This window comes from Streptomyces sp. NPDC047841, assembly GCF_040704085.1.
GTDB classification, from domain to species: domain Bacteria; phylum Actinomycetota; class Actinomycetes; order Streptomycetales; family Streptomycetaceae; genus Streptomyces; species Streptomyces argyrophylli.
On record NZ_JBEYRP010000001.1, the window covers coordinates 566427 to 589191 of the forward strand.

General features: G+C 72.5%; 22 protein-coding genes and 1 pseudogene. 14 read left to right on the forward strand and 9 right to left on the reverse strand.

Annotated features, from left to right (window positions below):
• The first annotated feature begins 203 nt into the window (after positions 1–203).
• From AB0947_RS02315 to AB0947_RS02325, 3 genes are all read left to right on the forward strand, one after another.
• Positions 204–1580: a lectin gene (locus AB0947_RS02315; protein WP_366748392.1), complete on the forward strand. Its 1377-nt coding sequence runs from the start codon at positions 204–206 to the stop codon at positions 1578–1580.
• A gap of 255 nt (positions 1581–1835) precedes the next feature.
• Positions 1836–2195 (forward strand): DUF6204 family protein, encoded by a 360-nt coding sequence (locus tag AB0947_RS02320; RefSeq protein WP_366748393.1) that lies wholly within the window; start codon positions 1836–1838, stop codon positions 2193–2195.
• Between the two features lie 59 nt (positions 2196–2254).
• Entirely contained in the window at positions 2255–2698 is a 444-nt protein-coding gene (locus AB0947_RS02325) for a MarR family transcriptional regulator (RefSeq protein ID WP_366748394.1), read from the forward strand.
• A gap of 13 nt (positions 2699–2711) precedes the next feature.
• Here AB0947_RS02325 and AB0947_RS02330 read toward each other — a convergent pair whose 3' ends face one another.
• The gene (locus AB0947_RS02330) at positions 2712–3143 is read right to left on the reverse strand and encodes a MazG nucleotide pyrophosphohydrolase domain-containing protein (RefSeq protein ID WP_366748395.1); all 432 of its coding nucleotides are present in this window, start codon (positions 3141–3143) and stop codon (positions 2712–2714) included.
• A 128-nt stretch (positions 3144–3271) separates the two neighbouring features.
• On the opposite strand from AB0947_RS02330, the gene AB0947_RS02335 reads away from it, so the two are divergent.
• Positions 3272–4270: a TAXI family TRAP transporter solute-binding subunit gene (locus tag AB0947_RS02335; RefSeq protein ID WP_366748396.1), complete on the forward strand. Its 999-nt coding sequence runs from the start codon at positions 3272–3274 to the stop codon at positions 4268–4270.
• A gap of 74 nt (positions 4271–4344) precedes the next feature.
• On the opposite strand, the gene AB0947_RS02340 is transcribed toward AB0947_RS02335, so the two are convergent.
• Both AB0947_RS02340 and AB0947_RS02345 read right to left on the reverse strand, forming a co-directional pair.
• A complete protein-coding gene (locus AB0947_RS02340; protein ID WP_366748397.1) occupies positions 4345–5775 on the reverse strand; it encodes a HAMP domain-containing sensor histidine kinase in 1431 nt (476 codons plus the stop codon).
• A 9-nt stretch (positions 5776–5784) separates the two neighbouring features.
• Positions 5785–6471, reverse strand: a complete 687-nt coding sequence (locus AB0947_RS02345) for a response regulator transcription factor (RefSeq protein WP_366748438.1) — start codon at positions 6469–6471, stop codon at positions 5785–5787.
• A gap of 296 nt (positions 6472–6767) precedes the next feature.
• On the opposite strand from AB0947_RS02345, the gene AB0947_RS02350 reads away from it, so the two are divergent.
• The 8 genes from AB0947_RS02350 to AB0947_RS02385 all read left to right on the forward strand — a co-directional run bounded on the left by AB0947_RS02350 (position 6768) and on the right by AB0947_RS02385 (position 13342).
• Complete coding sequence (locus tag AB0947_RS02350; protein WP_366748398.1) at positions 6768–7544, forward strand: amino acid ABC transporter ATP-binding protein; 777 nt, start codon at positions 6768–6770, stop codon at positions 7542–7544.
• A 128-nt stretch (positions 7545–7672) separates the two neighbouring features.
• Positions 7673–8512, forward strand: coding sequence for a glutamate ABC transporter substrate-binding protein (locus AB0947_RS02355; protein WP_366748399.1), 840 nt, complete (start codon positions 7673–7675; stop codon positions 8510–8512).
• A gap of 74 nt (positions 8513–8586) precedes the next feature.
• On the forward strand, positions 8587–9252 hold the full coding sequence (locus AB0947_RS02360) for an amino acid ABC transporter permease (protein WP_366748400.1): 666 nt from the start codon (positions 8587–8589) through the stop codon (positions 9250–9252).
• On the forward strand, positions 9249–10181 hold the full coding sequence (locus AB0947_RS02365) for an amino acid ABC transporter permease (RefSeq protein WP_366748401.1): 933 nt from the start codon (positions 9249–9251) through the stop codon (positions 10179–10181). The genes AB0947_RS02360 and AB0947_RS02365 overlap by 4 nt, the downstream gene beginning before the upstream one ends.
• A 177-nt stretch (positions 10182–10358) precedes the next feature.
• The gene (locus tag AB0947_RS02370; protein ID WP_366748402.1) at positions 10359–12026 is read left to right on the forward strand and encodes an FAD-dependent monooxygenase; all 1668 of its coding nucleotides are present in this window, start codon (positions 10359–10361) and stop codon (positions 12024–12026) included.
• 206 nt (positions 12027–12232) lie between these two features.
• A complete protein-coding gene (locus AB0947_RS02375) occupies positions 12233–12280 on the forward strand; it encodes a hypothetical protein (RefSeq protein ID WP_342781581.1) in 48 nt (15 codons plus the stop codon).
• Positions 12281–12353: 73 nt separating this feature from the next.
• The gene (locus AB0947_RS02380; protein WP_366748403.1) at positions 12354–12905 is read left to right on the forward strand and encodes a cysteine dioxygenase; all 552 of its coding nucleotides are present in this window, start codon (positions 12354–12356) and stop codon (positions 12903–12905) included.
• Positions 12902–13342 carry a rhodanese-like domain-containing protein gene (locus AB0947_RS02385; protein WP_366748404.1) on the forward strand — a complete coding sequence of 147 codons (441 nt, stop codon included), beginning with the start codon at positions 12902–12904 and terminating at the stop codon, positions 13340–13342. The genes AB0947_RS02380 and AB0947_RS02385 overlap by 4 nt, the downstream gene beginning before the upstream one ends.
• Before the next feature lie 244 nt (positions 13343–13586).
• Here the strand turns inward: AB0947_RS02385 and AB0947_RS02390 are convergent, their stop codons facing one another.
• From AB0947_RS02390 to recA, 3 genes are all read right to left on the reverse strand, one after another.
• Positions 13587–16115, reverse strand: coding sequence for an ABC transporter permease (locus tag AB0947_RS02390; protein ID WP_366748405.1), 2529 nt, complete (start codon positions 16113–16115; stop codon positions 13587–13589).
• Between the two features lie 304 nt (positions 16116–16419).
• Positions 16420–17292, reverse strand: a complete 873-nt coding sequence (recX, locus tag AB0947_RS02395) for a recombination regulator RecX (RefSeq protein WP_366748406.1) — start codon at positions 17290–17292, stop codon at positions 16420–16422.
• Between the two features lie 3 nt (positions 17293–17295).
• Positions 17296–18423, reverse strand: a complete 1128-nt coding sequence (gene recA / locus AB0947_RS02400; protein WP_366748407.1) for a recombinase RecA — start codon at positions 18421–18423, stop codon at positions 17296–17298.
• Between the two features lie 496 nt (positions 18424–18919).
• On the opposite strand from recA, the gene AB0947_RS02405 reads away from it, so the two are divergent.
• Positions 18920–19666, forward strand: a complete 747-nt coding sequence (locus AB0947_RS02405) for a hypothetical protein (protein WP_366748408.1) — start codon at positions 18920–18922, stop codon at positions 19664–19666.
• Positions 19667–19739: 73 nt separating this feature from the next.
• On the opposite strand, the gene AB0947_RS02410 is transcribed toward AB0947_RS02405, so the two are convergent.
• Positions 19740–20879 carry an AI-2E family transporter gene (locus AB0947_RS02410; protein ID WP_366748439.1) on the reverse strand — a complete coding sequence of 380 codons (1140 nt, stop codon included), beginning with the start codon at positions 20877–20879 and terminating at the stop codon, positions 19740–19742.
• A 291-nt stretch (positions 20880–21170) separates the two neighbouring features.
• On the reverse strand, positions 21171–21365 hold the full coding sequence (locus AB0947_RS02415) for a DUF3046 domain-containing protein (RefSeq protein WP_366748409.1): 195 nt from the start codon (positions 21363–21365) through the stop codon (positions 21171–21173).
• A gap of 80 nt (positions 21366–21445) precedes the next feature.
• Here AB0947_RS02415 and AB0947_RS02420 point away from each other — a divergent pair, with 80 nt between their 5' ends.
• Entirely contained in the window at positions 21446–22390 is a 945-nt protein-coding gene (locus AB0947_RS02420) for a hypothetical protein (protein ID WP_366748410.1), read from the forward strand.
• 108 nt (positions 22391–22498) lie between these two features.
• On the opposite strand, the pseudogene AB0947_RS02425 reads toward AB0947_RS02420, so the two are convergent.
• A pseudogene (locus AB0947_RS02425) lies at positions 22499–22678 on the reverse strand (AzlD domain-containing protein); the annotation flags it as partial.
• Between the last annotated feature and the right edge of the window lie 87 nt (positions 22679–22765).

Here is a 22765-nt window from a genome sequence, read left to right on the forward strand (position 1 = left end):
GAGATCGTCGAGCGCGACCGAGCTTAGGACCCGCCGTCGCGGCCGGGGCGACTTCCGGCCAGCGCCCGGTCTGCCGCCGGGCGTCCCCGGCGGCACGGCAACTGCCTTCCCTCACTTCTTACTTCATACCTTGACGGAAGTGGTCTGTACCTCTAGTTTTCGCCGGGCGACCACCCCACACCCCAGGAAAGGGCGCCCCCACCATGCCCAGAACCAGGTCCTTCCCCCCGTCCGCTTCCGCCGCGCTGGCGGTCGCCGCTCTCACCCTGTCCACCGGGCTGCTCGCCGCCTCCCCCGCGCAGGCCGCCACCGGCACGATCACCGGCCTGGCCGGCAAGTGCCTCGACGTCGCCGGGGCGAGCTCCGCCGACGGCACCGCCGTACAGCTCTACGACTGCAACGGCACCAACGCCCAGCAGTGGACGGTCGGCAGCGACGGCACCCTCCGCGCCCTCGGCAAGTGCCTCGACGTCACCGGCAACTCCACCGCCGACGGCGCCAAGGCGCAGTTGTGGACCTGTACCGGCGGCGCCAACCAGAAGTGGACCGTCACCGCCGCCCACGACATCGTCAACCCGCAGGCCGACAAGTGCCTGGACGTCACCGACAACAACTCCGCCAACGGCACCCGGACACAGATCTGGAGCTGTACCGGCGCCGCCAACCAGAAGTGGAACGCGCCCGCGGCCGACGGCGGCAGCACCCCCTCGGCGCCGATGGCGGTGGCCCCGTACCTGTACAACGGCTGGGGCAGCCCGCCCAGCCCGACCACCATCACCCAGGCCACGGGCGTCAAGTGGTTCACGCTCGCCTTCGTGCTGAGCAACGGCTACTGCAACCCCCAGTGGGACGGCAGCCGTCCGCTGACCGGCGGAGTGGACCAGCAGACGGTCAACACCGTGCGGGCGGACGGCGGTGACGTCATCCCGTCCTTCGGCGGCTACAGCGGCAACAAGCTGGAGAGTTCCTGCTCCAGCGCCGGCGAGCTCGCCGCCGCCTACCAGAAGGTCATCAACGCCTACGGCCTGAAGGCGATCGACATCGACCTGGAGGCCGACGCCTACAGCAACGGCACCGTCCAGCAGCGCACGGTCGACGCGCTGAAGACCGTGAAGGCCAACAACCCCGGCCTGAAGGTGTACATCACCATCGGAACCGGGCAGAGCGGTCCCGACACCAGCCTCATCAACCGGGCCGCCGCCTCCGGGCTGACCGCCGACGCCTGGGCCATCATGCCGTTCGACTTCGGCGGCGCGGGCCAGAACATGGGCAACCTGACCGTGCAGGCGGCCGAGGGTCTGAAGAACGCTCTGAAGAACGCCTACCACTACAGCGACGACCAGGCCTACCGGGACATGGGCATCTCGTCCATGAACGGCATCACCGACCAGAACGAGACCGTCACGGTGGCCGATTTCCGCACCATCCTCGGCTACGCCCAGCAGCACCACCTGGCCCGGCTGACCTTCTGGTCCGCCAACCGGGACCGCCCCTGCACCGGCGGGCCCGCCGACAGCTGCTCCGGCGTCAGCCAGAACGCCTGGGACTACACGCGGGTCTTCGCCGGCTACACCGGCTGACCGCCCGGCCCCGGAACCGGCCGCGGGCCCGGCCAGGGCCGGCCCGGGGCTCAAGCGGTCACCTCACCGGTGACCTCGCGGGAGGCGCTCGACGCGTTCGGCGCCTCCCGTTCCCGCCTGTCCGCCGCCTTCCCCTCAAGGGGATTCCGCCCCGTCCCGTCATCGCCCGCACCGACGGGACAACAGCACCCCGGGGGGCGCCCGGACCGGGAAACCCGGTGGAGGAGTCACCCGCGCTGTGCCTAGGGTCGCGGGATGACTACACGGACTTTCCGCATCACCGTCCGCGGCGCCTTCGACGCCCTCACCGACGACCAGCGCGCCGCCCTGCTCGCCGACGCCGCCGAACACGACGTCCTGCGCGCCGCCTTCACCCCCGAGGGCACCCTCACCTACGACATCGCCGCCCGGCCCGCCTTCGTCTTCCGCTTCTCCGCGACGGGAGAGAAGGAGGAGGACGTTCTGGAGGCGACCGAGCGGGCCGAGGAGGCGGCGAAGTCCTGGCTGGCGGCGCGCGGGTACGGCTACAAGCAGCTGCGGTCGTCCGCGGAGGACCTCTCGCAGGCGCCCCTGGGCGCGCGGCAGCGCCGCGCCGTCCGTACGAGCGGCCTGTGACGTCCGCCTTGAACTTGAGTACTCAAGGACAGCGCAAGGGACGCGGGAAGGAGCGGGTCATGGGTGAGGGTCTGGACGCGGCGCTGCGCCTGGTACGGGCCCAGTCGGCGCTCGTGCGACGCTTCGACGCCCGGCTCGGCGGCCTGCACGGCGTCAGCCTGGCCGACTTCACCCTGCTGCTGCGGCTGGAGCAGGCGCCCGGCGGCCGGATGCGCCGGGTGGACCTCGCCGAGGCCCTGGGGCTGACCGCCTCGGGCGTGACGCGGGGGCTCGCTCCGCTGGAGCGGATCGGCCTGGTCACCCGGGAGACGGACGCCCGGGACGCGCGCGTGGCGTACGCGGCGCTGACCGCGACGGGCCGGCGCCGGCTGGCGGAGATGCGGACCACGGCGGAGGAGACCGCCGCCGAGGTCTTCGCCGGCCCGGCGTGGCCCGCGGCGGACATCGCCCGTCTCGCGGACCTGCTGACCCGTCTCGGCGGCACGGGCCTGACGGGGCGTTGAGTCCGCAGCGCGGTCAGGCCGCGCCGCCCGGTATCCAGCCCTGGCGGCGCAGTACGGCCGACACGTCCGGCGCCCGGTAGTGCTCCCCCTTGAGCACCTTGCCGTCGGCCCGGCGGGCGACCGTCCCGTCCGGGCCCCTCTTGCTCATGTTGGCGCGGTGGATCTCGGCGATCACCTCGTCGAGGTCGATGCCGTGCACCAGGGCGGTGCCGTAGGCCACGTACACCACGTCGGCCAGCTCGTGCGCGAGCCGGTCCAGTGGTCCCTCCACCGCGACCTCGGCGGCCTCCGCGGCCTCCTCGGCGAGCAGTTCACCGCGGTGGGCGGCCAGCTCGGGGTCCACCTCCGTCGGCGTGCTGCGGGCGTCGAGACCGAAGGCGCGGTGGAACTCACGGACGAGGCCGGCCGGTGACGTGCTCGTGCGGTCGGCGGGCGAAGTGGTCATACGGCGACTGTAACGGCGGCCACTGACAACGCCCTTCGGCCCGCGCGGACCCGGCCGCATCCGCCCGTGGGCGCCGGAGTGGCCCCCGGCCCTGGTCAGTGGCGCGCGTCGCCTGGCAGGATCGCCGCATGTCCAAGGTGTTCCCCCGGCTCGGCAGGCGCCGAGCGTTGCAGGGAGCGGCCGTCGGTGCCGTCGCCCTCGCGCTGCTGCTGTGGTGGCTGCTGCCCTTGGGCGAGAAGCCGCCGAGCGGGACGATCGTGTTCAGCACCGGTACGTCCCGCGGCGTCTACCAGGAGTACGGCGAGCGGCTGCGCACCGAGCTGGGCAGGGACATGCCGGGCCTGAAGGTGAAGCTGCTCACCAGCGCCGGGTCCCAGGAGAACGTCCAGCGGGTGGCGACCGGCAAGGCCGACTTCACCATCGCGGCGGCCGACGCGGTGGCGGCGTACGAGCTGGGGCACGGCAGCGGCGCCGGCCGGCTGCGCGGGGTGGCCCGGCTCTACGACGACTACGTGCACCTCATCGTGCCCCGCGACTCGGACGTCCGGAGCATCGCCGACCTGCGGCACAAGCGGGTGGCGACCGGACTGCCCGATTCCGGTGTGCGGCTGATAGCCGAGCGGGTGCTGCGGGCCGCCGGCATCGACCCGCGCAAGGACATCACGCCGGTCGCGGACGGCATCGACACCGGGCCCGCGCGGCTGCGGGACGGGAAGATCGACGCCTTCTTCTGGTCCGGGGGCCTGCCCACGAAGGGGCTGGCCGCGCTGGCACGGCAGGGCGGGTTCCGGTTCCTGCCGATCGACGACGGCCTCGTCACGCGGCTGCACGGCCAGGGCGAGGGCGCGCGGTACTACCGGACCACCAACATCCCCGAGTCGGCGTACCCCAACCTGCAGCAGGGGGTGCAGGTTCCGACGATCGCCGTGTCCAACCTGCTGATGACCCGCACGGACGTGGACCCCCGGCTGACCGAGTGGGTGACCCGTACGGTGATCAAGAGCCGGGACGGCATCGGCGCCCATGTCCACTCCGCCCAGCTCGTCGATCTGCGCACCGCCATCTACACCGACCCACTGCCCTTGCAGGAGGGCGCCCGGCGGTACTACCGGTCGGTCAAACCGTAAGGGCCTCCTGGCGAAGCGACGGCCGAAGGGAGCCGGCCACGTCAATCCCGGAGCCGGCACCGGCTCGGCGGAGCCTAGGAGACGGTGTCCGCCGCGTCCGGCCCGGTCTCCGCGTGCCGGGGCACACGGACCGTCACCCGCAGCCCCCGCGGCTCGTGGTGGGCGTAGTCGATCGAGCCGCCGCCCGCTCCGAGCAGCGCGCGGGTGATGGACAGCCCGAGGCCCGAGCCCTTCACGTTCTGGTGCCGGCCGCTGCGCCAGAAACGGTCGCCCACGCGCGCGAGTTCCTCGTCGGTGAGTCCGGGGCCGGTGTCCGTGACGACGACGGTGCTGGTGTCGCCGTCGGCGGCGACGGTGACCTCGACCGTGCCCTCCTCGGGGGTGAACTTCACCGCGTTGTCGATCACCGCGTCCAGGGCGCTGGACAGGGCGATCGGGTCGGCCCAGCCGGTGGTGGGCGGGCAGTCGCCGGTCAGCCGGACGCCCTTGGTCCGGGCGGCCGGTGCCCAGGCGGCCACCCGCTCCTCGGCCAGGGCGCCGATGTCGGTCAGCACGAGGTCGGCCTCGGCGTGCTCGGCCAGCGCCAGGTCGAGCAGGTCGTCCAGGACCTGCGCGAGGCGCTTGCCCTCGGTGCGGACCGAGGCGATCTCCTCGTTGCCCTCGGGCAGTTCGAGGGCGAGCAGCTCGATGCGCAGCAGCAGCGCCGCGAGCGGGTTGCGCAGCTGGTGCGAGGCGTCCGCGACGAAGGCGCGCTGCTGCTCCAGCACGGCCTGGACGTTGTCCGCCATCTCGTTGAACGAGCGGGCCAGCCGTCTGAGTTCCGGCGGCCCGCCGGCGACCGCGACCCGGGACTTCAGGCGCCCGGTGGCGATGTCGTGGGTCGTGGCGTCCAGGACCCGGACCGGCCGGAGCACCCACCCGGTCAGCCGCAGCGCGGCGCCGACGGCGAGCAGCATGGCCGCGATCTCGCCGGCCCCGATGAACAGCCAGCCGCGCAGGATCCGCGAACGCAGCTGTCCGGTCGGCGAGTCGGTGACCACGACCGCGACGACGTCCCCGTCCCGGATCACCGGTGAGGCGACGACGAGCCAACCGCGCTGCCAGGGCCACACCTGCCGCGGGTCGTGGCTGCGCCGGCTGAGCAGCGCCTCGTCGAACGCCCTGCGGACCTCACCCGTCCGCGGTACGAACCAGTCGCCGGGGGCGTTGGCCATGGCGGAGCCGTTGCGGTAGAAGACACCGGCGCGGATGCCGTAGACCCCGTAGTAGCTCTCCAGTTCGCTGCGCAGGGTCTCCCCGCGCTCGTCCCTGGCGGTGCGGTGGGGTCCGCTGGGCCCGTCGGTGACGAACTGGGCGAGCGCCGCGAAGCGTGCGGTGTCGTCTATCCGGTCGACGACGACCCGCTGCTGCTGCGCGGCGGCCACGCTGCCGGCGAGCGGGATGCCGAGCGCGAGCAGGACGGCCGCCAGCAGGACGATGAGCAGCGGCAGGAGGCGTGTGCGCACCCGTCCCCGCTAGGCGGCCGGGGCGACGAGCCGGTAGCCGACGCCGCGTACGGTCTCGATCAGCGCGGGCATCCGCAGCTTGGAGCGCAGGGAGGCGACGTGCACCTCCAGGGTGCGGCCGGTCCCCTCCCAGCTGGTGCGCCAGACCTCGCTGATGATCTGTTCGCGCCGGAAGACCACGCCGGGCCGCTGGGCGAGCAGGGCGAGCAGGTCGAACTCCTTGCGGGTCAGCTGGACGACCGAACCGTCCACGCTGACCTGACGGGTGGGCAGTTCGATCCGGACCGGGCCGAGGAGCAGCGCGCCCTCGCCACCGGTCGCCGGGTCCTCGTGGGCGGTGCGCCGGCTGACGGCGTGGATCCGGGCGAGCAGTTCCCCGGTGTCGTACGGCTTCACGACGTAGTCGTCGGCGCCCAGGTTGAGCCCGTGGATGCGGGAGCGGACGTCGGAGCGCGCGGTCACCATGATCACCGGGGTGCCGGTGCGCTTGCGGATCTTGCCGCAGACCTCGTAGCCGTCCTGGTCGGGCAGGCCGAGGTCGAGCAGGACGACACCGAATCCGTCGGCCTCGGGGACGAGCGCCCGGAGTGCTTCCTCGCCGCTGCGCGCGTGGGTGACCTGGAATCCGTGCTTCGCGAGAACGGCGGACAGCGCCGCGGCGACGTGGTTGTCGTCCTCGACGAGGAGCAGTCTCATCCCGGCCCCCTCCGGTTCAGCGGTCGTACGGTCTCGGTTCGCGTCGCGCGCGTAGATCACGCGCAGCCGCGCGTGCACCATGGCAGTGACGCTGATGGACAAGGACGGCGTCAAGAGGCTTCCGGTTGCCCGTCGCTTCCGTTATCCGGCCGATACGCGCACCGGCGACAAGTGCTACGACATGTGTCCGATTGCTATCGGATCGTGATGCTCAGATCTCCCTCAGATGTGATGACGCAGGTCACAGCGCCTCACTACTGTCCTCGGATACCCGAGGAGGACGGAGCCTGAGAGCGATGACCAATGTATCGGTGGCCAAGGAAGATGTGGTCACGTCCGACGAACTGGTCGTCCTGAGGAGCGTCAACAAGCACTTCGGCGCGTTGCACGTGCTCCAGGACATCGACCTGACGATCGCCCGCGGTGAGGTCGTCGTGGTCATCGGGCCCTCCGGGTCCGGGAAGTCGACCCTGTGCCGCACCATCAACCGCCTGGAGACGATCGACTCGGGCACGATCACGATCGACGGCAGGCCCCTGCCGCACGAGGGCCGCGAGCTGGCGCGGCTGCGGGCGGACGTGGGCATGGTGTTCCAGTCGTTCAACCTCTTCGCGCACAAGACCGTGCTCGAGAACGTGATGCTGGGTCAGCTCAAGGTCCGCAAGGCCGACAAGAAGCAGGCCGAGGAGAAGGCCCGGGCCCTGCTCGACCGGGTCGGCGTGGGCACGCAGGCCGACAAGTACCCCGCCCAGCTCTCCGGCGGCCAGCAGCAGCGGGTGGCGATCGCGCGGGCGCTGGCCATGGACCCGAAGGTCATGCTGTTCGACGAGCCGACGTCCGCCCTCGACCCCGAGATGATCAACGAGGTCCTGGAGGTCATGCAGCAGCTCGCGCGCGAGGGCATGACGATGATCGTGGTCACCCACGAGATGGGCTTCGCGCGATCGGCCGCGAACCGGGTGGTCTTCATGGCGGACGGCCGGATCGTCGAACAGGCCACGCCCGACCAGTTCTTCAGCAACCCGCGCAGCGACCGGGCCAAGGACTTCCTGTCCAAGATCCTGCACCACTGACGGCACCGCCGGGCCGCCCGCACCGCCCGGCCGGCGCTCCGGCCGGCCGCTCCCGCCCTACGGCCGCCCCGGTCCGCGTCACCCCTGCCGCAGGGACTCGTTCCTCACCACCCAGAAGGATGTTCACCATGAAGCTCCGCAAGGTCACCGCCGCCTCGGCCGTCCTCCTCGCCCTCTCCGTGACCGCCACCGCCTGCGGCGGCGACGACAAGAAGGACGACAACGGCTCCTCCGGCGGCGGCAAGAAGATCACCGTCGGCATCAAGTTCGACCAGCCGGGCATCGGCCAGAAGACCCCGCAGGGCTACTCGGGCTTCGACGTCGACGTGGCCACCTATGTCGCCAAGAAGCTCGGTTACGGCGCGGACCAGATCGAGTGGAAGGAGTCGAAGAGCGCGGACCGCGAGACCATGCTGCAGCGCGGTGACGTCCAGTTCATCGCCGCCTCCTACTCGATCACGCCGGAGCGTCAGCAGAAGGTCGACTTCGCCGGCCCGTACCTGCTGGCCCACCAGGACGTGCTGCTGCGCGCGGACGAGAACACCATCAAGTCGCCGGCGGACCTGAACAACAAGAAGCTGTGTTCGGTGGCCGGCTCCACCTCGGCGCAGAACGTCAAGAAGACGCTGGCCCCGAAGGCGAACCTCCAGACGTACCCGACCTACTCGGCGTGCCTGTCCGGTCTGCAGAGCGGGGCCATCGACGCCCTGACCACGGACGACTCGATCCTCGCCGGTTACGCCTCCCAGTCCCAGTTCAAGGGCAAGTTCAAGCTGGGCGGCTTCAAGATGACCAACGAGAACTACGGCATCGGCGTCAAGAAGGGCAGCGACCTCAAGGCCAAGATCAACAAGGCGCTCGAGGACATGGTCTCCGACGGTTCCTGGGATGCTGCCGTGAAGAAGAACTTCGGCCCGGCGAACTACAAGAACGAGCCCGCCCCGAAGATCGGCGACATCAAGAGCTGAGGCAATGCCCGCCGGTGCGCCGCCCCTGACGGCGGCGCACCGGGGCATCCCTACACGCGGAAGCGCGGGAGATCGTGTTCGACTTTCTTGGACGTTACGACGTACTGGGCGCCTTCTGGACGACCGTGCAGCTCACGTTGCTGTCGGCCGTCGGCTCCCTGGTCTGGGGCACCCTGCTGGCCGGTATGCGGGTGGGCCCGGTGCCGCTGATGCGCGGCTTCGGCACCGCCTACGTGAACATCGTGCGGAACATCCCGCTCACGGTGATCATCCTGTTCTCCTCGCTCGGCCTCAGCAACACGCTGGGTGTCACGCTCGGTGCGGACGACTTCCAGGTCCGGGGCTTCCGGCTGGCCGTGCTCGGTCTGATCCTCTACACCTCGGCCTTCGTCTGCGAGGCGATCCGCTCCGGCATCAACACCGTGCCGGTCGGCCAGGCCGAGGCCGCGCGTGCCATCGGTCTGAGCTTCACCCAGGTGCTCGGCCTGATCGTGCTGCCGCAGGCGTTCCGCGCGGCCATCGGCCCGCTGACCAACGTGCTGATCGCGCTGACGAAGAACACGACGGTGGCCGCCGCGATCGGTGTGGCGGAAGCCGCCTTCCTGATGAAGGAAATGATCGAGAACGAGGCGGAACTGCTGGTGATCTCGGCAGTCATCGCCTTCGGGTTCGTGTGCCTGACCCTGCCGACCGGGCTGATCCTCGGCTGGGTGGGCAAGAAGATGGCGGTGAAGCGATGACCTCCGTTCTGTACGACGCCCAGGGACCCCGCGCCAAGCGGCGCAACGTCCTGTACACGGCCGTCTTCCTGGTGGTCCTCGCGGCCCTCGTCTGGTGGGTGTACAAGGCGCTCGACGACAAGGACCAGCTGGCCTGGGCCCTGTGGAAGCCCTTCTTCAGCGGCACCGAGGCGTACTCGACGTACATCTGGCCCGGTCTGCGGAACACCCTTAAGGCAGCGGCGCTGGCCATGGTCATCGCGCTTCCGCTGGGTGCCGTCCTCGGCATAGCGCGGCTCTCGGACCACGTGTGGGTGCGGGTCCCGGCCGCGGTCGTGGTCGAGTTCTTCCGCGCCATCCCGGTGCTGGTCCTGATGATCTTCGGGCTCGCGCTCTTCGCCCAGTACACCGACGTCAGCTCGGACGACCGTCCGTTCTACGCGGTCGTCACCGGTCTGGTGCTGTACAACGCGTCGGTGCTCGCCGAGATCGTCCGCGCGGGCATCCTCGCCCTGCCGAAGGGCCAGTCCGAGGCGGCCATGGCCATCGGTCTGCGCAAGAACCAGGTGATGCGGCTCGTCCTGCTGCCGCAGGCGGTCACCACGATGCTCCCGGCGATCGTCAGCCAGCTGGTGGTCATCGTGAAGGACACCGCGCTCGGCGGTGCGGTGCTCACCTTCCCGGAGCTGCTGGCCTCGGCCAACACGATGGCCGGCTACTACGGCAACACCATCGCCTCCCTGGCCGTCGTGGGCGTCATCTTCGTGATCGTCAACTTCTCGCTGACCTCGTTCGCGAGCTGGCTGGAGGGCCGGCTGCGGCGCGGCAAGAAGTCGACCGGGGCGGTGCTCGGCGCCCAGGACGTGGCGGACATCGCGGGCACGGCGGCCGGCGCCGACCCGGCCGGCACCGCCGCGGGCGTCGGCGACGTCGACGGCGCCAGGAAGTGACGACCAGTCAGGTGGCATGACTCCGTCCGGAGGCAGTGGCATGATCGCCACTGCCTCCGTTCGCTTGACGCAAACTCTGCCAATGGGTTGCATACGTTGTGTGATCGTGCACCCCGCTTCACCTTCCTGTTCACTTGTCTCCGTCAAGGCATCGCCGCGAGCAGGGGGCGCCACACCGTGGACCCGGTGATCATCGTCGGAGCGGGGCCCGTCGGGCTCACGCTCGCCCTGGCGCTGGCGCGTCAGCAGGTGCCGTCCGTCGTGCTGGACGAGGGCGCCGGCAAGGAGGAGCCCCGTCCGGCGCGCACCGTCGTCCTGCGCGACGACACGACCGCCCTGCTGGAGCGCCTGACCGGGGCGGCGCTCGCGGAGCACGGTGTGCGCTGGGCCGGCTGGCGGTCCGTCAGGCGCAAGCAGGTGATGAGCGAGATCACCTTCGCCGAGACGGAACCCGCGCCCCTGCACATCGCCCAGCACGTGCTCACGGGCCTGCTGCGCGATGCCATCGCGGCCGAGCCCCTGGTGAAGACGGCGGTGGACAGCCGCCTGGACGCGATCGAGCAGGAGCGTTCCGGCATCACCGCGCGCACCCGTGGCGCCCAGGGCACCTGGTGGCGCGGCAGTTACCTGGTCGGCTGCGACGGTGCCCGCTCGACCGTGCGCAAACTCCAGGACATCCGCTTCCCGGGCCGTACGGCGGTGGAGCGGCACGCGGTCGCCGCGCTGCGCACGGAACTTCCGTGGGCGGGTCACGCGTTGCTCCATCGGATGCCGCCGTGGCGGTCGTCCGGGCCCTCGGCCGGGGAGGTGACCGCCCGCCCCCTCCCGGACGGCGTGTGGCGCCTGGACTGGCTGCTGCCGCCGGGCAAGGACCTGGTCACCCCCGAGATCCTGCTGGCCCGGATCCACGAGACCCTCACGGGCTGGACCGGCAGCACCACACCGGCGTACGAACTGCTCGACACCGGCGTCCACACGGTGCACCACCGCCTCGCCCGCCGGTGGCGCGCCGGCCGGGTCTTCGTCGCCGGGGACGCGGCCCACCTGCTCGGCGCACTCGGCACCCAGGGGCTCGACGAGGGCCTCAGGGACGCCGACAACCTCGCCTGGAAGCTGGCCACGGCCTGGCACCACGGCCCGCACGAGGCCCTGCTGGACAGCTACCAGACCGAGCGGCGCGCCCAGGTCTCCGCCCGGCTGCGCGCCGCCGACCAGGCCCTGCCGGTGCTGCGCGGCGGGGGCGCGCTGCGCCACATCGTCCCGGGCTCGGCCCGCAACCACGACGCGCTGCTCACCGACGGCCACCTGGGCCGCGGTCCGCTGGGCGGGTCCGGCACCTACGCCGGCTCACCGCTCGCACCCCGGCGCCTGGAAGGGGAGATCCCGGTCGGCACCCCGCCCGGCGCACCGGTCAGCGACGTCCGGGTCACGGCGGAGGACGGGTCCTTCGTCCGGCTGCGCGACCGGCTCGGCCGCGGCGCGCTGCTCGTCGTGCTCATCGCGCCCGGCACGGGTGTCTGGGACCGCAAGCACTGGATGTCCGCCGGGGTGATGCCACGGCTCGCGGCGGCCGTGACCGCGCTTCCGCACCCCGCCGAACTCCTGGTGGCCGAGAGCTACCCGGGGGCGCCGGCGCACAGCGTGCTGCTCGTCCGCCCCGACGGCCACCTGGTCACCGCCCTGAGCGGGGTCCGTCCGGCCGACCTGTACGCGGCGGCCGAGGCCACGGTGGGGGGCGCGGCGCGGGCGCGGGAGACACAGCAGCAGGAAGAAAAGGAGAGGGAGAGGGAGAGGGACGGGCACGAGGAGAAGAAGGCGGCGGAGGCCGGGTCGAGCGCACGCTGACGGCAGACCCGCCTGTACACCGGCGGCGGTCGCCGGTGTACGGCTCCCGCGCTCCGACCGTGCTCCGCGGCCCGCTCCCGTACGCGCCCGCCGCACCCCTCGCACCCCCCGTCCACAAGATGACACCCGGTTGACCGCGGAGCGGCGGCAATGCTGTACTCCGGATCGTGACCGACACCTGTGTGCGCCTGTGGCGGAGGGTCCATGTGGACCTCATCCGCTATGCGGGCTGCGTGTGTCGCCCGTCCTGCTGAATTCGCACCCTCACCCCCCTTCTCCGGGCGCCGTCGCGCGCCCGTTCCGCGAACGCTCCTCAGGACGGTGCACGTGTCTGTCCCCTCCCCCTCCCCTTCCCTGCCCGCGTCCGTGTCCCCTGCCGCCGGACCGGCGCCCACCCAGGCGGAACTCCTGGACTTCGTCCGGCGTACGGCGGCCGACGCCGAGCTGATCGCCTCGCTGCCGCTCGACCCCGAGGGCCGCACCTGGGTGCGGCTCCAGGGCCCCGGCGGCAGTGAGGCCTGGCTCATCGGCTGGCCTCCCGGTACCGGCACCGGCTGGCACGACCACGCCGACTCGGTCGGCGCCTTCCTCACCGCTTCGGGCGAACTCACCGAGAACTCCCTCGCCGCCCGGCTGCCCACCGACGGCTGGAAGACCCTGGAGCTCACCGCGGGGGTGGACCGCGTACGCCGGCTGCCCGCCGGGCAGGGACGCGCCTTCGGCCGCCACCATGTGCACGAGGTGCTCAACGAGTCTCGCGAGCGACACGCGGTCTCCGTCCACGCCTACTACCCGCCGCTGCCCCGGATCCGTCGTTACAGTCGCACGGGCCAGGTGCTGCGCCTGGAGCAGGTCGAGCGCCCGGAGGACTGGCAGTGAGCGGCACGATCGAACAGCCGGGAACCGCTGGGACGGCCTCCGAGCGGCCGCTCGGCATCGACGAGTGGCTGGAGCGCGTGCGTGCCGGCTACCGGCGCGTCGAGGCACGGGAGGCGTATGAGGCGGCGCGGTCCGGCGACGCGCTCCTGGTCGACATCCGGTACGCCGCCCTGCGCGACCGGGACGGGCTCATCCCGGGCGCCGTCGTGGTCGAGCGCAACGAACTGGAGTGGCGCCTCGACCCCCAGGGCAGCCACCGCCTCCCCGAGGCCACCGGCCACGACCTGCGGGTCGTGGTGATCTGCAACGAGGGCTACGCCTCCAGCCTCGCCGCCGCCTCCCTCCACCAGCTGGGCCTGCACCGGGCGACGGACCTGGTGGGCGGCTTCCAGGCGTGGCGCGCGCAGGGCCTGCCGGTGAACCCGGCCACGGCCTGACCGGCACCGGATGCCGTGCCGGGACGGGACGCACGACTGGGATGGGGCGCCCTGCCTGAGGCTGGGCGCCCTGAGCGGAACCGGGTCCCCTGACCGGGACTGGGCGTCCTGGCGGGGCCTTGACGCCCTGCTCCGGCCTTGACGCCCTGGTCCGGGCTGGGCGCCCTGCCCGCGACTGGCGCCTGACCGGACCGGAAGTCCTGACCGGCACCGACCGGAAACCCTTAGGCACGAGGGGCCGGTCCTACTCCTTCGCCGTGGCCACGGTCACCGCCCGCACCCGGAGCGCCGCCCGTCCCGGTACGGCACTGGCGACGAGTGCGAGGATGCCTGCGACCGCGACGACGCCCAAGTAGAGCAGCGGGGTGACCGTCGGTGCGGCCCGGCCCGTCATGCCGACGCTGAACGCGGTGAGCACGGCGAGGGCGATGCCGCTGCCGACCGATGTGGCGAGGAGCAGGACGGCCAGCGCCTCGGTACGCAGCATGCGCAGCACCTGGCGGCGGGTCGCGCCGGCGAGACGGAGCAGTGCGAACTCCCGGACACGCTCGGCGACCGACATGGCGAGCGTGTTCACGACGGCGATGGCGGTGAAGGCCAGGACGAGTCCCATGGCCAGGTAGTTGACCTCGGCGTTCGCCTGCTGCCGATCGGCCTGGAGGGCGTCGGCGGCGGCCGGCGAAAGAATCCTCACGCCCTGGAACTCACGGAGCGTAGTCGCGAGTTGTGTCTGTGTACGGGTCGTGCGGACGAGGACGGAGGAGGCGAGCGGATTGTCCACGTGGTGGGCCACGAGGTCGTGGGCGAGGGTCAGGTCGCCGAAGCCGAGACCCCTGGCGTAGACGGCGGCGACGGTCAGCGTGGCGGGCGTGCCGTCGCCGAGCGTGAGTTTCAGGGTGCTTCCCGGCGTCAGATGCTGCTGTTCGGCGGCCAGTTCGCTGACGGCGACGGTGCCGGGGCCGAGCCGGTCCAGGGAGCCGGCGGTCACCTTGGGGTCCCAGGTGCGGGTCAGACCCGCCGGGGTGACGCCCTGTGCGGGGTACTTGTCGAGGCCGACGCGGACTGTCGTACGGACCACCTCGGTGACGGTGTCGTGCCGCGCGCGCAGTCGCTCGGCGGCCTCGCCGGGAACACCGGGGCCCTGGGCGGCGACGACCCAGTCGGCCCGGACGCCCTCGCGGACCTGGGCGCGGGCGGCGTCGCCGAGGGTGTCCTGGACGAACAGGACGGTGCAGGTCATGCCGACGAGCAGGGTGAGGGGGGTGACGACGGAGGCCATGCGGGCGGCGTTGCCGCGCAGGTTGGCGGTGGCGAGCCTGCCGCCGTGACCGGTGACCCGGAGCGGGCCGGCCAGCAGCAGCGCGGCGGCCTTGACCAGGAGGGGACCGAGCAGGGCGACGGAGGCGGACAGGACGATGACGGCGAGGAAGGTCACGGGGGTCGAGGCGGGCTCGGTGCGCAGGGAGGCGAGGACGACGACGAGGACGACTCCGCCGGCGAGGAGCAGCAGTCCGGCGGCGATGCGGCCCCAGGCCGGCCGGGTGCGCTCGGTCCTGGCTTCGGCCAGGGCCTCGGCCGGGCGGATCCGGGCGATCCTGCGGGAGGCGATCCGGGCCGCCGCCCAGGCTCCGAGGAGGGTGACGGCGAGAGCGGCGAGCGGCGGGAAGACGCTGACGGTGTGGTCGAGCGTGTCGGGTACGGCGCCCAGGGCGACGAACCTCCCGTACAGCCAGCCGCCGAGCGGCAGTCCGAGCAGGGCGCCGGCCGTGCCCGCCGCAGCGCCGACGATCAGCGCCTCCCTGCCGAGCAGCTTGCGGATCTGCCCGGACGTGGCGGCGATGGCCCGCAGCAGGGCGAGTTCGCGGTGGCGCTGCTGGACGGTGAGCGCGAAGGTGCCGACGACCACGAGCACCGCCACCAGCAGCGAGGTGCCGCCCATGGCCCCGCCCATGCTGACCAGCCGGGTACGGGCCGCGGCCGCGTCGAGGAACTCCACGGGCCCGCGGGCGTCCCCGGTGCTGACCTGTGCCGTGGTGCCGTGCAGCGCCCGCGCCACGCTCCGGCGCACCCACTCGGGGTCCGCCCCCTTGGCCGGCAGCACACCGAACGCGGTGACCTTTCCGGGGTGCGCGGCCAGCCTGCGGGCCTCACCGGCGGTGAAGAACAGGGACGTCTGGTGGCGTACGGCGGTGGCCGGGGTGGCGATACCCGTGATCCGGTAGGTGCGCGGGGCCTGGGTGGACTGCACGGTGAGCCGGTCGCCGGGCCGCAGCCGGTTCCGCGCGGCGAGGTCGCCGTCGATGACGACGTCGCCGGCGGCCTGCGGGGCGCCGCCCGCTGTCAGCCGGTACGGGGTCAGCGCGGCGGAGTCCCAGGCATGGCCGTAGGCGGTACGGCCACCGGTGCCGGCCGGGGTCGACGGCTGGGCGGGGAAGGTGAGTTCGGGGACGACCCGGGCCACCCCTGGGGTGTGGGCGAGGGTGCCGCGCAGGCGTTCGGGCAGCCAGGCACGCTCGGCGAGGGGCTTCGCCTTGTGCTTGACCTTGGTCTTGCCCTTCTTGTGCTTGACGGTGGTCCGGTGCACGTACTGGTCGGCGGAGACCACGACGGGAAGGGCGGCGTAGCGCTCGGTCCGGATGGTGCCGCGCAGGCCGGTGTCCAGGAGGGTGCCGCACGCGGTGATCAGAGCGGCCGCGCACAGCAGGGCCAGGAAGGCGCCGAGGAAGCCCGCCTTGCGGGCGCGGACCGACTGCAGGGCGTAACGCAGCATCATGGGACGGGCTCTCTTCTGTTGTACGCATCCGGTTGTGTCGTGCGCTGGGCGTGCGTACAGACTCGCCGGTGCGGGGGTGGGAGAGCACTGCGGTGGCCCGGCGTCTCGGGACGGGGGCCATCCCTACCGCCCGCTGCGGGGGTTGACCCCACCCCGGGCGCCCGTCACCCGCCTCCGACTGGACCGTCGGCCGCCTGTGTCCCGGGCAGCCGTCGCACCCCTCGCCCCGAGGGAGCCCTCGCGCCGCCCCGTCTCGGCGAAGCAGCCGGAAGCCGCCGACGAGCGGCCGGAGCCCTCGTCCCCGTCAGAAGTCCCCGTCCCCGAGGAACTCCGTGTCCTCGCCCTCTTCCTCCAGTGCCTGGCGGACGACCCTGAGGGCCATGCCCTCCGGGTAGCCCTTGCGGGCCAGCATGCCCGCGAGCCGGCGGATCCGCTTGTCCCGTTCGAGGCCACGGGTGGCCCGCAGTTTGCGGGCGACGAGTTCGCGCGCGGTCTCCTCCTCCTGCTCGGAGTCGAGCTGGGCGACGGCGTCCTCGATCACTGCCGAGTCGACCCCCTTGGTGCGCAGTTCCCGGGCGAGTGCCCGGCGCGCGAGCCCCCGGCCATGGTGCCGGGACTCCACCCAGGCGTCCGCGAAGGCGCCGTCGTCGATGAGCCCGACCTCCTCGAACCGCGACAGCACCTCCTCGGCCGCGTCCTCGGGGATCTCCCGCTTGCGCAGGGCGTCCGCGAGCTGCTTGCGGGTGCGCGGGGTCCCGGTGAGCAGGCGCAGGCAGATCGCCCGGGCCCGCTCCACCGGGTCCCCTGAAGACTCCCCCTGCTCGTCCCTCGCCGAGGAAGGGGCGCCTTCGTCCTCACCGGGCCCGGACGCGTCGCCGAACCCGCGCCGCCGGCCACGCCCCCGACGGCCGCTGCGCGCTCCCCCGGACCGCCCGGACCCACGACCGCCGGGCGAACCGCCCCCGTACGGCTCGCCGCCCTCGTCCCCCAGGCCCGCGGCACCCCCGTCACCGCCGGCCCCGTGGTACGCGTCAGGTCCGCCGTACGCGCCACCGAACCCGTCGTCCCGATGCCCGGCGTCCCCCTCCGGGGTGGAATCCGGGTGGCCACCGGTGCCCCTCCCCCGTGGGGCGCCGGTGGCGTACTCGTACTCGGCCCAGTCGGTTCGTCGTGTCACGGGTCAGCTCTTGGCTGCGGCGGCCTTGGGCTTGGTGGCCTTGGCGGCTGCCGGGGCGGGGACCGACTTGGCGGGGTCGTCGGCCGCCGCGGTGACCGCGGCGTCGGCGCCCGGCTCGGCGACGGGCTCCTCCGGCCGGACTCCCACGCCCAGCTTCTCCTTGATCTTCTTCTCGATCTCGTTGGCCAGGTCGGGGTTGTCCTTGAGGAAGTTGCGCGCGTTCTCCTTGCCCTGGCCGAGCTGGTCGCCCTCGTACGTGTACCAGGCACCGGCCTTGCGCACGAAGCCGTGCTCCACGCCCATGTCGATCAGACCGCCCTCGCGGCTGATGCCCTGGCCGTAGAGGATGTCGAACTCGGCCTGCTTGAAGGGCGGCGCCACCTTGTTCTTGACGACCTTGCAGCGCGTGCGGTTGCCGACCGCCTCCGTGCCGTCCTTCAGGGTCTCGATGCGGCGGATGTCGATACGCACCGAGGCGTAGAACTTCAGCGCCCGGCCACCGGTCGTGGTCTCCGGCGAGCCGAACATCACGCCGATCTTCTCGCGGAGCTGGTTGATGAAGATCGCGGTGGTCTTGGACTGGTTGAGCGCGCTGGTGATCTTCCGCAGGGCCTGGCTCATCAGGCGGGCCTGCAGACCCACGTGGCTGTCGCCCATCTCGCCCTCGATCTCCGCACGCGGGACGAGCGCGGCGACGGAGTCGATGACGATGAGGTCCAGGGCACCGGAGCGGACCAGCATGTCCACGATCTCCAGGGCCTGCTCGCCGTTGTCCGGCTGGGACAGGATGAGGTTGTCGATGTCGACGCCGAGCTTGCGCGCGTACTCGGGGTCCAGGGCGTGCTCGGCGTCCACGAAGGCGACCTGGCCGCCGGCCTTCTGTGCGTTCGCCACGGCGTGCAGGGTCAGGGTCGTCTTACCGGAGGACTCCGGTCCGTAGATCTCCACGACACGGCCGCGCGGCAGGCCGCCGACGCCGAGGGCGACGTCGAGGGCGGTCGACCCGGTCGGGATGACCTCGATGGGCTCCCTCGACCGCTCGCCCATGCGCATGACCGCGCCCTTGCCGAATTGCCGTTCAATCTGCGCGAGCGCGGCGTCGAGCGCCTTCTCGCGGTCGGTTCCTGCCATGGGTTCCACCCGGTTTGCTTGAGTCGATCGCTTCACGTCAAAGACGCTAACGCCTGCCACTGACAATGCGCCCCGACGCAGGCCCAGCCTGTGGATAACCGAGGGACATCTACCCGCGAATCGGGGTGAAATCCCCACCCGAGAGCCTCGCCTGAGCCTCCATAAGAATGGATGTTCGATTTTCGTGTCAAGCGTGCCACCCGGCACCCGGCGGCCACGACGGCCTGGACGACGCCGTGCGCGACGGCGCGCTCTCGGAGACGGACCGCACCGGATCGCGGCCACCGTGGCCGACCTGGGCCACCGGCTGGTCGCCCCTCGGCTGCCCCGCCGGCCGCGTACGACGGTGTGACCTGGCTCGCCCACGGGGGCCACGCGACCTGGTGGGCCGATTCTTCGACCACCGCGACACGCGCGGGCCTGCTCCCGGCGGCGTACCACGGGTGTCTCCGGCAGGACGACGATCGCGCGGGCCGTGCCCGGAAGCCTTGGGCCCATGAAGAACCCGCGCGCCGCCGTCGACCGCCTCTGCCACGCGACGGGGCTGCTCCTCGTCCTGTCCGGCCTCGCCCACCTGGTGGTGTTCGCGGTCGACGGCGGCCCCTGGGACGGTCCCGTCTCCTGGCGCAAGCCCGTCACGTTCGGGCTCTCGTTCGGGGTGACGCTGATCGCGGTCACGTGGGTCACGTCGTACCTGCGGACCGGTGACCGGCTGCGTTCTGTCCTGCTGCTGGTCTTCGCCGCCGACTGCGTGGTGGAGGTGGGCGGAATCACCCTCCAGGCGTGGCGCCGGGTGCCCTCGCACCTGAACAGGGAGACCCCCTTCGACACGGCGGTGTCCATGACGCTCGCGGTGGGCGGCGGTGTCCTGGTGGCCCTGCTCACCGTCTTCGCCGTCGCGTCCTTCCGGCGCCGGCCGACGGGCCCCGCCGGCATGTCCCTAGCCGTGCGTTCCGGTTTCGCGCTCCTGCTGGTCGCGCTGGCCTCCGGCGCGGCGATGATCGCGCGCGGGGTCGTCCTGACCCGGACCGGCCACCAGGAGGCGGCCTATCGCTCGACGGCCCCGCTCAAGCCGCTGCACGGCGTGAGCCTGCACGCGGTCCTCGTCCTGCCCCTGCTCGCCCGGCTGCTGACCCGCACGCCCTGGGACGAGCGGACGCGCCGGCGGATCGTGGCCGTGGCGGTGGGCAGCTACACGGCGGCCGTCGCCGTGGCCGCCGTGTGGGCGGTCCTGACGTACTGAGGCGGGCGGCGCCGTCGTGCGCGAGCGGACCACGGCTGCTGCGCCCTGCCCGGGCGGCGGTCGGCCCGGCGGGCTACGGCTGCTGTGCCCCGTCGGGGCGGCGGCCGGCCCAGAGCCGGCGCGCGCGCGTGAGCATCCCGGGGCCGCCCGGGCCGCTGCCGCGGCGGCCGTGCACCCGGGGGTCGTCCGTGACGGCGTACCGCTTCACGTACGCCCCCAGGAACGCCTGGAGCGTGGCCACCGCCGGGATGGCGATCAGCGCGCCGACCGCGCCCAGCAGCGCGGTGCCCGCGACGACCGAGCCGAAGGCGACGGCCGGGTGGATGTCGACCGTCTTGGCGGTCAGTTTCGGCTGGAGCATGTAGTTCTCGAACTGCTGGTAGATCACGACGAAGATCAGCACCCAGAGCGCGTACCAGGGGTCGACGGTGAACGCGATCAGCATCGGCAGCGCGCCCGCGAGGTACGTTCCGATGGTGGGGATGAACTGCGAGACCAGGCCCACCCAGACGCCGAGCACGGGCGCGTACGGCACGCCGAGGGCCTCCAGCAGGACGTAGTGGGCGATGCCGGAGACGAGCGCCATGAGGCCGCGCGAGTACAGATAGCCGCCCGTCTTGTCGACGGCGATCTCCCAGGCGCGCAGCACCTCGGCCTGGCGCGCGGGCGGCAGGACGGAGCACAGGGCGCGGCGCAGCCGGGGGCCGTCGGCGGCGAAGTAGAAGGAGAACAGCGCGATCGTCAGCAGCTGGAAGAGCCCGCCGAGCACCTGGGCGGAGACGTCCAGGACTCCGGCCGCGCTGTTCTGCACGTACTTGCGCAGCCAGTCGGAGTGCAGGAGGCCCTCCTGGATGTCCACCCGTCTGAGGTCGGTGCGGAAGGTCTGGTTGGTCCAGTGGATGAGCGAGTCGAGGTAGCCGGGGAAGCCCTCGATCATCTTGATGATCTGGCCGGCCAGCATGGACCCGAGCAGGGTGACGAACCCGGCGGTGAAGACGGTCAGGCCGAGGAAGACCAGGAAGGTCGCGAGCCCCCTGCGCATGCCACGGGCCGCCATCCGGCTCACCGCGGGCTCTATCGCGAGGGCCAGGAAGAACGCGATCAATATGTTGATCAGGAGCCCGGTCAGCTGGTGGAAGGCCCAGCTGCCCAGCTGGAACGCGGCGACCAGCGCGAGCGCGAGCACCATGGCGCGCGGCAGCCAGCGCGGCATCCGGCCGCCCGGAGCGGGGGTGCCGGAGGCGGGGGTCCGGCCGGGCGGGAGCGTATCGGCCGTCGCCACCTGCCCGCGCGACTGCTCGCCGTCCTCGGGAGTGGGTGCCAGGGGATCCTCGTTGGGTGCCACGCGCCCAGTCTCGCCCACGCCACCGACAACCGGCGCCCCGCAGCGATCTTCGTGACAGATCAGTGCCGTACTGTCGACTTCTTCAGCGGCGAACCCGGCATTTCGGCCGACGCGTCAGCGCTTCCCGCCGGGCCCGGCCGGCGCGCCCGACCCGGTGCCTCAGTGCTTCTCGCCCGGCACGTCCATCACCGCGCAGACCACGCGCCACACGTCCTTGGCATCCCAGCCGGCGTCCAGCGCCTGGTTCACGGTGCGTCCGCCCAGTTCCGTCATCACGTGATCGCGCGCGAAGGTGTCGGCGTACCCCGGACCGAAGTGTTCCGCCATCCGCTGCCAGAAGACCGTCAACCGCATGACTCCAGTATCCCGCCCCTGGGGGTGGGCCCTGCCGGGGACCGCCTGCCGAGACCGCTTTCCGTCCTACGGTCTGACGCATGGCCGATACAGGAGCTTCCCCACCCCCCTCCACGCCCCCGGCGCGCTCCCCGCTCTTCCGCGCCGAACAGTTCGTGTGGCTCACCGCGCGCGTGCTGGAGCAGCACCTCTTCGCGTACCACTTCCTGCGCGGCAGCCCGGAGGCGGTGGAAGCGGCACTGGAGGCCTACCGGAACGAGGACGGGGGCTACGGGCACGCGCTGGAGCCCGATCTGCGCGGACCGGTCAGCCAGCCCCTGCACACGGCGCACGCCCTGCGCGTGCTGGACGCCATCGGGCGGTGCGGCGGCCAGCGGGTGGAGCGCGTGTGCCGCTACCTGACCTCCGTGTCCACCGCGGACGGCGCCCTGCCGGCGATCCACCCCAGCCAGCGCGGGTACCCGACGGCGCCGTTCGTCCCGGTCGTCGACGATCCGCCCAGCGACCTGCTCGCGACCGGGCCGGTGGTCGGGCTCCTGCACCGCAACGAGGTGTGGCACGCCTGGCTGTTCCGGGCCACCGACTACTGCTGGCAGGCGGTGGAGTCCCTGGAGAAGACCCACCCCTACGAGGTACAGGCCGCCGTGACCTTCCTGGACTCCGCGCCCGACCGCACGCGCGCGGAGGCCGCCGCCGGCCGGCTGGGCCGCCTGGTGCGGGAGCAGCGGCTCGCGGCCCTGGACCCGGACCGGCTCGACGCGTTCCCGGTCGCGTCCGGCTACGCCCCGGGTGAGCACCACTTCCCGCACGACTTCGCCCCGCGCCCGGACTCGCTCGCGCGCGCCTGGTTCACGGACGCGGAGATGACGCGCTCGCTGGACCACCTGGCCGCCGGGCAGGAGGAGGACGGCGGCTGGCCGGTACGGTGGCGCCGGTGGGCCCCCGCGCCCGCCCTGGAGGCGCGCTCCCTGGTGACGATCGAAGCCCTGCGCACCCTGCGGGCCTACGGCCGCTTCGTGGGCTGACCGGCCCTGCCGACGGTCGGGGCCTTCCGTCACACGGCGGGCGGCCCGCTCGGCCACCAGCGGCTGACCACCCGCCGGCCGCCTCCGCTGCTCTGCCCGCGGACCGTCTCACCCGCCGACGGCCCGTCCGCCCGCCGTCACCGCCCCGGCCGCCGTCACGACCAGTCGGAACGGCGCCCGCACCACGGGTGCCCGGTCCGCCGCGCCGAGCCCGGCGGGCAGGGCGTCCGGCACCGGCGCGTACCCGTCGGCCGATGCCTGCCGGGCCATGAGCGCGGCGAGCAGGGCGGCGAGCCGCCGCCGCCCAGGACCCACGTGGTGTCGGAGCCGTGGCGTCCCCCTGGGCGCCCGCAGCCCCCTGCGCGGCCCTGGCAC

Bases quoted from the DNA above. Each gene is read 5' to 3' on its own strand.
- AB0947_RS02390 (WP_366748405.1), bottom strand. From the start codon at position 16,115: ATGATGCTGCGTTACGCCCTGCAGTCGGTCCGCGCCCGCAAGGCGGGC.
- AB0947_RS02320 (WP_366748393.1), top strand. From the start codon at position 1,836: ATGACTACACGGACTTTCCGCATCACCGTCCGCGGCGCCTTCGACGCC.
- AB0947_RS02420 (WP_366748410.1), top strand. From the start codon at position 21,446: ATGGCCGATACAGGAGCTTCCCCACCCCCCTCCACGCCCCCGGCGCGC.
- AB0947_RS02405 (WP_366748408.1), top strand. From the start codon at position 18,920: ATGAAGAACCCGCGCGCCGCCGTCGACCGCCTCTGCCACGCGACGGGG.
- AB0947_RS02410 (WP_366748439.1), bottom strand. From the start codon at position 20,879: ATGCCGCGCTGGCTGCCGCGCGCCATGGTGCTCGCGCTCGCGCTGGTC.
- AB0947_RS02345 (WP_366748438.1), bottom strand. From the start codon at position 6,471: ATGAGACTGCTCCTCGTCGAGGACGACAACCACGTCGCCGCGGCGCTG.
- AB0947_RS02415 (WP_366748409.1), bottom strand. From the start codon at position 21,365: ATGCGGTTGACGGTCTTCTGGCAGCGGATGGCGGAACACTTCGGTCCG.
- AB0947_RS02335 (WP_366748396.1), top strand. From the start codon at position 3,272: ATGTCCAAGGTGTTCCCCCGGCTCGGCAGGCGCCGAGCGTTGCAGGGA.
- AB0947_RS02330 (WP_366748395.1), bottom strand. From the start codon at position 3,143: ATGACCACTTCGCCCGCCGACCGCACGAGCACGTCACCGGCCGGCCTC.
- AB0947_RS02315 (WP_366748392.1), top strand. From the start codon at position 204: ATGCCCAGAACCAGGTCCTTCCCCCCGTCCGCTTCCGCCGCGCTGGCG.
- AB0947_RS02325 (WP_366748394.1), top strand. From the start codon at position 2,255: ATGGGTGAGGGTCTGGACGCGGCGCTGCGCCTGGTACGGGCCCAGTCG.
- AB0947_RS02365 (WP_366748401.1), top strand. From the start codon at position 9,249: ATGACCTCCGTTCTGTACGACGCCCAGGGACCCCGCGCCAAGCGGCGC.
- AB0947_RS02355 (WP_366748399.1), top strand. From the start codon at position 7,673: ATGAAGCTCCGCAAGGTCACCGCCGCCTCGGCCGTCCTCCTCGCCCTC.
- AB0947_RS02350 (WP_366748398.1), top strand. From the start codon at position 6,768: ATGACCAATGTATCGGTGGCCAAGGAAGATGTGGTCACGTCCGACGAA.
- recA (WP_366748407.1), bottom strand. From the start codon at position 18,423: ATGGCAGGAACCGACCGCGAGAAGGCGCTCGACGCCGCGCTCGCGCAG.